The organism is Prevotella sp. HCN-7019 (assembly GCF_037890215.1).
Taxonomy (GTDB): domain Bacteria; phylum Bacteroidota; class Bacteroidia; order Bacteroidales; family Bacteroidaceae; genus Prevotella.
This window is the reverse complement of record NZ_JBBKBO010000013.1, coordinates 36895-45518: the sequence shown is the minus strand read 5'-3', so window position 1 is coordinate 45518 and position 8624 is coordinate 36895. Positions and strand designations below refer to the sequence as shown.

General features: G+C 35.9%; 8 protein-coding genes. 7 read left to right on the top strand and 1 reads right to left on the bottom strand.

The genetic code is table 11. The features are described from left to right. Window positions 1-965, top strand: a 965-nt coding sequence (locus WKT13_RS12520) for a hypothetical protein (RefSeq protein WP_340324129.1), incomplete at its 5' end; no start/stop codon positions are given. Between the two features lie 330 nt (window positions 966-1295). Then, window positions 1296-1481, top strand: coding sequence for a hypothetical protein (locus tag WKT13_RS12515; RefSeq protein WP_298620870.1), 186 nt, complete (start codon window positions 1296-1298; stop codon window positions 1479-1481). 792 nt (window positions 1482-2273) lie between these two features. On the opposite strand, the gene WKT13_RS12510 is transcribed toward WKT13_RS12515, so the two are convergent. Next, window positions 2274-2687 carry a DUF3127 domain-containing protein gene (locus tag WKT13_RS12510; RefSeq protein WP_340324128.1) on the bottom strand — a complete coding sequence of 138 codons (414 nt, stop codon included), beginning with the start codon at window positions 2685-2687 and terminating at the stop codon, window positions 2274-2276. A gap of 158 nt (window positions 2688-2845) precedes the next feature. Here WKT13_RS12510 and dnaN point away from each other — a divergent pair, with 158 nt between their 5' ends. The 5 genes from dnaN to recN are packed head-to-tail and all read left to right on the top strand — an operon-like array spanning window position 2846 to window position 8619. Beyond that, a complete protein-coding gene (dnaN, locus tag WKT13_RS12505) occupies window positions 2846-3970 on the top strand; it encodes a DNA polymerase III subunit beta (RefSeq protein ID WP_340324127.1) in 1125 nt (374 codons plus the stop codon). 6 nt (window positions 3971-3976) lie between these two features. Then, window positions 3977-4804, top strand: coding sequence for a 3'-5' exonuclease (locus tag WKT13_RS12500; RefSeq protein WP_340324126.1), 828 nt, complete (start codon window positions 3977-3979; stop codon window positions 4802-4804). A gap of 11 nt (window positions 4805-4815) precedes the next feature. Beyond that, complete coding sequence (gene coaBC, locus WKT13_RS12495; protein WP_340324125.1) at window positions 4816-6027, top strand: bifunctional phosphopantothenoylcysteine decarboxylase/phosphopantothenate--cysteine ligase CoaBC; 1212 nt, start codon at window positions 4816-4818, stop codon at window positions 6025-6027. 6 nt (window positions 6028-6033) lie between these two features. After that, entirely contained in the window at window positions 6034-6942 is a 909-nt protein-coding gene (gene porD / locus WKT13_RS12490; protein WP_298620860.1) for a type IX secretion system protein PorD, read from the top strand. A 3-nt stretch (window positions 6943-6945) separates the two neighbouring features. Continuing rightward, a complete protein-coding gene (gene recN / locus WKT13_RS12485; RefSeq protein ID WP_340324124.1) occupies window positions 6946-8619 on the top strand; it encodes a DNA repair protein RecN in 1674 nt (557 codons plus the stop codon). Window positions 8620-8624: the final 5 nt, after the last annotated feature.

Below are 8624 nucleotides of genomic sequence, written 5' to 3'. Positions count from 1 at the left end.
ACAATTCATATGGTGAAGAAGATAATGGATGGGAATTAATAAAAATGAGTTCAAATCTTGATTCAAAAGGAAACTGGATGTTTGTTAAACAATGGCTTTTCCCTTATGCTGTTGGATATAAAAAAGCAGGCCAATCATTATTTGGCTATGATTTTGCACCTTCTGTAGAAAGTGCAGTATATGATGCATTTAATTCTTTTACTTCTAATTCCAATTCAAATAAATATAATAAATTTGAAAAAGGTTCATTTGATAGAATTCATCATGAGATATTCGAAGCTAGAAACGAATATTACATCATGTCAGAAGATTCTATTCCTAGGATTGATTTTACAGGTGAAACGCTTTGGGGGAAACCTAAAAAGTACGATAGAGAACGAGTAGTGTCCAATTTATTATATACTTATATGCACAATGGTATTTATAGAGTCTTTATAGGAACAACCCAGCCTACTACTTGGTCGTTAGTAAGGTTAGATAAAGTTATAAATAAGGACAAAAATAACATCTTAATGTGGTGGTTGATTTCAACTGGAAGCTTTTTTATTATTATCATCACAATATTATCAATATTATTACAAAGAAAAAATAAAAGAATTAATGAATCAGATTACGAAAAATTAATCCGATTATCACATCCTAAGAATTTTATGAATCCTTATGATAAAGAAAAAGTGGAAAAAGCTAATCTGATATATAAGGAAGTGGAAACCGTTGATAAAAATAATACAGAGGCTGTAAATGTTTTAATTCTGCGATGTATTGATGAACTTGGCATTACATTTATTGATAAAACACAGCTGTCTGAGCTTAAAAAGTTTGTAAGTCCAAATCGATTTATGAAACCATATGACGCACAAAAAATTCAGTTGGCAAATCAATTATTCTCTAAACTCAATTCAGATAATCTCTCGTACATGGACTTCAAAGAGATATGTGAAAAAGCTAAAGAACTAAACTCATAAATATAATATTATTTCTAGCAGCATTTTATAGAACAAGTATTTCAGCCAACAACAGTTGACAGTTAGAAAAATTTATTAGACATATTATATTTTACTAGTGTCCTCTAATTTTAAGTGAACACTATATATAATCATTTCCTGGGAAACCATGTCCTATCCCGGTCGATAGCATGACTTCGTTTACGGAAAAAGAGGATACCAATTTGAGAAAGAGTTACATCTGATACGATTTCATAAGGGTGCCGTTAATGCTGGAGTGGCCTAATTACGGTCTGTATGCGGCAGGCGGAGTATCACTGAACTAGCACGGACGAGTATTCCCGTTACCGTATGAACAAATACACGTATACAGCGACCAGAAGATATAAACATGATCCGCTCGGAGTGAACCTTGAAATGCGTCTGGGTAACGATTTTCTTATGCTTTATGGCTGGGTCGGGCTAACTCCTGTACTCACGACCAACAGTGCGCTGAAGTGTCACGCAGTGTCGTTGGGTATGGGAGTAAGATTATGATGTATTATCAGAAATTAAGGTGGGGAATAGATTTCAAAAGAAAGACAGAGGTTTCGCTCATGAGTAAGCGTTCTTTCAACACAGCCGGAGTAGAAACAATATGGGCTACTTACAGATTGTAAGCAGATTCGGGTTCTCTAGCTAGAGTTTTCAGTTCTGTCCATTTTATTTTTCGCGTATCTGCAAGGCAGACTCTCATTCGCCCGCATATATGTGAAAATGAGATGATTGCACAAATAGTTGAATATCAACAGATTGCGATGATCGCTGATTTTCTGCTGTGCCGCAAGCACCGTTTTATACTCCGGTTAAGCCCGTTTGAGGGTGCAATATAGGCCGTTTTACAACCTAAAACGGCCTTAATCAGGATGCAAAACGGCCTTTGTCAGAAGTTGAAAGACCGTTACCGCATACTTTTAACAGTAGTTAACTTCTCTTTTGCAGTTTTCATTTGTAAAAAATCAAAATGAATATGTAAGTTCGTCATCTGAATTTTCTTAAAAACAGATTCTCAAATATCATTTCTCATCATACTAACTATGCAATTATAATAATCGTATTACTTTCTGAAAATAGAATAATACAGGGATTTTGGAATCCTAGGATTTTTCGAATATGACAAAAATCAACTTAACGAAAGCTTCACATAAGGACAAAACATAAATATCAGATCCTCCTAATTAAGAAGATACGAAATATACAACAACTGGTAATAAAAAAGGATGAGATGCTTATTAAAAGCAGGCTCATCCATATTTTCTTAAAACAATTTCTTACTGCATATTTTGTACATCAGAACGGCAGATCATCGGCATCGTCCTTTGTTTCAGTAAACTGGTTACCTGCAGGCGAAACTGGTGATTCACCAAACGGTGAACTAGACATGGCAGAAACACCACTTGAGACATATGGTGCCTGAACTTGTGGTTGAACAGCCTGTGCTGCAGGTCTAACATCAAATGCTCTAATGCTATTAAACCATCTTCCATTATATTCATGTGCATCTATATCAAATGAAACTGAAACTTCCTGTCCTATCTGAATGTTAAATCGATCGAGTCTGTCGGCACCAAATACAGAAAAGACCATCTTGCGTGGATATGTATCATGTGTCTCTATTACAAAATCCTGCGCCTTCCACGGGCCTCTTGCAGACTCACCGCTTCTAGGTTCAAGCGCAGCAATAATTTTTCCTTGTAATTCCATTTTACTATTTACTTTATATACTATTTACAAAAATTTTATCCGTTTGCGAAATTAATAAAATAGTTCTAAAAGGGGGAAACTTTTTTATCTTTTTTTTGCTACGCACAAAGCTTTTTTGTATTTTTGTACCTAAGTTAAATTATAAAGAAGGAATATCAATGAGATTTACTTTATCAAGCAGCACCCTTAACAACAGGCTGCAAATTCTTGCACGAACCATAAACAATAAAAGTTCTATTACAATACTGGATTGTTTCCTTTTTGAGGTAAAAAACGGTATGCTTTCCATAACGGCAAGCGATAGCGAGAACATTATGCAGACAACCTTTCAGCTGGAAGAAAGCAACGAAGATGGCAGTTTCGCAGTACCAAGCCGTACTATTCTTGAAGCTGTAAAGGAGTTGCCTGATCAGCCATTGGTATTCGATGTAAACATAACCAATCTTACAGTTGAAATTACTTATCAGAACGGAAAATACAACTTCACCGCCCAAAATGCAAGCGAATATCCAACAATACAGTCTGTACCCGAAGATGCGAATATAATCACCATAGACAGCAAACTTCTGTACAACAGCATATCAAGATCGTTGTTTGCAACCGCTCAGGATGAGTTGCGCCCCGTCATGAATGGCATATACTTCGATCTCACTACAGACAATCTTACTGTTGTTGCCAGCGACGGCCATAAGCTCGTACGCAGTCAGATAACATCAGTAAACAACAATATACCCGCATCATTCATACTTCCGAAAAAACCCGCATCTCTCCTCAAAAACATTCTTGGTCATACAGAAGAGGAAATCGTGATTAAATTCCACGAAAAAAGCGCAGAAATAAAATATGCAGACGGATTCCTCATATGTCGTTTGATAGAAGGAAGATATCCTAATTACAACTCTGTAATTCCACAAAATAATCCAAACGAACTCACAATAGACCGAAAATCACTCATTGGTGCCTTAAGACGTGTACTGCCGTTTGCTAGCGAAAGCAGTCAACTCATCAGATTTCACATAGATAGCGGTAACCTTGAACTCACTTCAGAAGACATGGACTTCGCAACAAGTGCTAAAGAAAATGTGATATGCGATTATAACGGCCGTACAATGGATATTGGTTTCAAAGGAGGTTCATTATACGAGATTCTTACAAATCTTGACAGCGATGACATAATAATGCATCTTGCTGATCCTAGTAGAGCCGGAGTTATCGAACCTGCTACCCAGCCAGAAAATGAAAATATATTGATGCTTATCATGCCAATGTTACTAAATGATTAATTCACAATGAAACTAAATATATCAAAGCCCTTGATTGTCTTCGACCTGGAGACAACGGGGCTTGATCTGGTAAATGATAGAATCATACAGATTTCATACATCAAAATATATCCAGACGGCAAAGAAGAACGTAATAATATTTATGTTAATCCGGGAAAAACAATACCACAAGATGTCACAACTCTGACAGGTATAAGTAACGATGACATAAAATACAGTCCGTCTTTCAAAGATATCGCTTCGCAGTTGAGCGAAAATTTCCGAAACTGCGATTTTGCAGGTTTCAATTCCAATCATTTTGATATACCGATGTTGGCAGAGGAGTTTCTCAGAGCCGGTATTGATTTTGATTTTTCACGTTGTCGCCTTATTGACGCACAAACAATATTCCATAAAATGGAACGTCGCAACCTTGCGGCAGCCTATAAATTCTATTGTGGAAGAAAGATGGAGGACGACTTTAATGCCCATCGAGCCGATCAGGACACAGAAGCTACTTATCGTATATTGATGGGTGAACTTGACAAATACAATCCGGAAACCCAAGAAGACCCGGAAAAACATCTTCCTAACAACATGGATGTACTTGCCGATTTTTCCAAACTCAACGACAATGTTGATTTTGCCGGTCGCATAGTATGGAAAGAACAAGCCGACAAAAATGGTAATATAATCCGACAGGAAGTATTTAATTTTGGAAAATACAAAGGACAACCTGTTTCTGACGTCTTGAAAAGAGATCCTGGATATTTCAGTTGGATCTTAAACGGAGACTTCACATATAATACAAAACAGGTCCTTACAAGAATTCGTCTTAAAGATTTAAGTAAATAATTATATCATATATGCTGACTGGTAAGAAAATTGTATTAGGCATAACAGGTTCTATCGCTGCTTATAAAGCATGCTATATCATACGCGGACTCATAAAGCAAGGGGCTGAGGTTCAGGTAGTGATAACACCGGCAGGAAAGGAATTTATTACTCCTATAACATTGTCAGCACTTACACATAAACCTGTAATATCAGAGTTTTTTTCACAGCGTGATGGAACTTGGCATTCTCACGTAGATTTGGGATTATGGGCAGATGCAATGCTTATTGCACCATGCACTGCATCAACCATTGGTAAAATGGCTAATGGCATAGCTGATAACATGCTTATAACTACATATTTATCCATGAAAGCGCCGGTATTCATCGCTCCTGCTATGGATCTTGACATGTATGCCCATCCTGTGACACAGGAAAATCTGAAAAAATTAAGCAATATAGGGAACCATATAATAGCCCCCCAAAGCGGTTTTTTGGCAAGTGGACTTGAAGGCAAAGGGAGAATGGAGGAACCAGATGAAATTGTACGAAAATTGTCTGACTTTTTCGAAAATGATGCTTCAAGACTACAGCTTACGGGAAAGCGTGTTATGATAACAGCCGGCCCCACATACGAAAAAATTGATCCAGTACGTTTTATTGGCAATTATTCCAGTGGCAAAATGGGATTTGCAATTGCAGAAGAGTGTCTACGTCGAGGAGCAGATGTAACACTTATTACCGGACCAGTCAGTCTTAAATGTTCTAAGAATATCCATAGAATTGATATTGAAAGTTGCGAGGAAATGTACACAGCTGCCATAAAAACATTCCCTAATACAGATGTTGCTATTTTGGCTGCAGCTGTAGCAGATTTCAAACCCGAGATGCAGGCAGACAGAAAAATAAAACATGAAAGAGGTAATATGGTATTACACCTTCAAACTACAACAGACATTGCAGCATCTTTAGGTAAACTTAAAACAAAAAACCAACACCTTATAGCTTTCGCTTTGGAAACAGACAACGAAGAACAAAACGCTAAGCATAAACTTAAAAGCAAAAATGCAGACTTCATCGTTCTTAACAGTATGAAGAATGAGGGTACGTGTTTCCAGTCAGACAATAATCAGATTACAATAATTGGAGAAGGAAGTAAGAAAACATATCCAAAGAAAAGCAAAGCAGAAACAGCGAAAGATATAGTTGATGAATTGGTTGAAGTGATGTATCACACTAAATAATCACAAATGATAAAAAAAACAATATTATTAATTTTCGCTATATTAATATTCACGAACGAGATACGAGCACAAGAATTACAAGCTCGCGTCACACTTAATTACAGCCAGATCCAAGGAACGGATGCTAGTGTTTTTGAAGACCTAAAACAAACACTCACACAGTTTATCAATGATAGACAATGGACAAATCTACAGTTTCAGAAAAACGAACGTATACCATGTAATTTCAATATAACAGTTACTAAATACGACAATTCTTCAAATCTGTTTACGTGCAAAGCAACAATACAGGCTAATCGGCCGGTATACAATTCTACATATACAAGCACAATATATAATAATACAGACAACGATTTCAATTTTAATTATGCCCAATTTGACCAACTCCAGTTCAATGAGGAAAATGTTGACAATCAACTGACAGCACTCATTGCATACTATGCTTATCTCATAATAGGAATCAATCTTGATACATTTGCTCCAATGGGAGGAGAGGAGGTTTTGCAGCAATGCATGAACCTTGCAAACAACAGTCAGAATCTAAATTTTCCAGGATGGAAAGCATTTGATAATGATCGCAACCGTTTTGCAATAATCAATGATTATCTTGATGGTGGTATGAAGGCATTCAGACAATTACAATACGATTATTATAGAACAGGTCTTGACGAAATGGCCAACAATGTGGAAAGAGGTAGAACTAATATCACAACAGCCATAGAAAACGACTTGAAAAAATGCCATGAAGATAAACCAATGAGCATGCTTCCACAAATATGGACAGACTATAAACGTGATGAACTAGCCAACATATACAAAGGTAAAGGAACACAAAAAGAAAAAGAATCTGTATATAATATACTATTTTCTATCAATGCCAGCCAAAACAGTGCTTGGGAAAAAATAAAAGAATAAACAATGCTTAAACATTTATATATCAGCAATTTCACATTAATAGACGAACTTGACATAGCCTTTAATTCTGGTTTCTCTGTTATAACTGGTGAGACTGGAGCAGGTAAAAGTATTATTATAGGTGCAGTAAGCATGCTTTTGGGAAACAGGGCTGATGTGAAAATGATAAAAAATGGGAAGGATAAATGTATTGTTGAGGCCATATTCTCAATTTCTGATTACGATCATGATTTTATAGATCACTTCCTTGAAAACAATGATCTTGATAGCAACGGAGATGAATGTATTTTAAGAAGAGAAATAAATATAAATGGAAAGAACCGAGCATTCATAAATGATACACCTGTCATACTTTCATCTCTTAAAGAGTTGGGCGAACATCTAATGGATATCCATAGTCAGCATCAAAATCTGATGCTGAACAAAGAAGACTTTCAGTTAAATGTCATAGATATCTTTGCCCAAAATAAGAAAATTCTTACAGAATATCAAGACTTATTCAACACATATAAAAGTGAAGTCTGCAAACTAAATGAACTACACAATACAATCATCAGAATTAAAGAAAATGAGGATTTTCTTCATTTCCAGAACAAAGAGCTATCTGAAGCAAATCTTGAAGATGGTGAACAAAAAATCCTTGAACAACAAAGCGAATTGCTCACACATGCGGAAGAAATCAAAAGTACACTATTCAATACAGATAATATCCTTTCAAATGATGAGCATAATGTTATCAGCGTACTGAAGAATACGGCTGAATCAATGAATAATATACAAACAGTATATCCAAATGCAGAAGTTTTCTCTGATCGATTAAATAATTGCATTATTGAACTGAAAGATATATCCCGAGAAATTATATCACAGATAGAAGACATTGATTATGATCCAAATAAATTGCAAGTGATAAATTCTCGACTTGATACAATATATACACTTGAAAAAAAATACCATACCGATAATATTTCCGACCTAATAAAAAAACATAAGGAAATAAAAGAACAATTGTCCCAAATAGATAATTTTGATGCTGAACTAGCTGCACAACAGCATAAAGTTGAGAAATTAGAGGAATCATGTATTAAAAAGGCAAATTTGCTGACAGAGTCAAGGCAAAAAGCAGCGCGCAAGATGGAAAAAGAGTTGGCGTCAAGACTAATTCCTCTCGGAATACCGAATGCAAGATTTGAAATAGATATTACAAAACAACCAACGCTTACAGCAAAAGGAGGTGATAAGATAACCTATCTGTTCAGTTCTAACTCTGGAACTTTATTAAATCCTATTGCGCAAGTCGCCTCTGGAGGAGAAATTTCACGGGTTATGCTATCAATAAAAGCAATGATGAGTAAGGTCACTGGCCTTCCGACAATCATATTTGACGAAATCGATACTGGCGTAAGTGGTCGTGTAGCGGAACAAATGGCACATATAATGAAAGAATTGGGGGATGATAAACATCAAGTTATATGTATAACTCATTTACCACAGATTGCTGCAATCGGCACTACACACTATAAAGTGACAAAAACAGAGACGTCCAAAAGTACTAATAGTCTAATGAGACCTCTGTCTTCTGAAGAACGAATAAAAGAAATTGCCCAAATGCTTAGTGGTACTGATATATCGAGTGCAGCAATAGAAAATGCAAAAACATTACTGAAATTAAATTAAAAAAA

Excerpts from the sequence above, each read along its gene's own strand:
- WKT13_RS12515 (WP_298620870.1), top strand. The coding sequence starts at position 1,296 with ATGAACAAATACACGTATACAGCGACCAGAAGATATAAACATGATCCG.
- WKT13_RS12510 (WP_340324128.1), bottom strand. The coding sequence starts at position 2,687 with ATGGAATTACAAGGAAAAATTATTGCTGCGCTTGAACCTAGAAGCGGT.
- dnaN (WP_340324127.1), top strand. The coding sequence starts at position 2,846 with ATGAGATTTACTTTATCAAGCAGCACCCTTAACAACAGGCTGCAAATT.
- WKT13_RS12500 (WP_340324126.1), top strand. The coding sequence starts at position 3,977 with ATGAAACTAAATATATCAAAGCCCTTGATTGTCTTCGACCTGGAGACA.
- coaBC (WP_340324125.1), top strand. The coding sequence starts at position 4,816 with ATGCTGACTGGTAAGAAAATTGTATTAGGCATAACAGGTTCTATCGCT.
- porD (WP_298620860.1), top strand. The coding sequence starts at position 6,034 with ATGATAAAAAAAACAATATTATTAATTTTCGCTATATTAATATTCACG.
- recN (WP_340324124.1), top strand. The coding sequence starts at position 6,946 with ATGCTTAAACATTTATATATCAGCAATTTCACATTAATAGACGAACTT.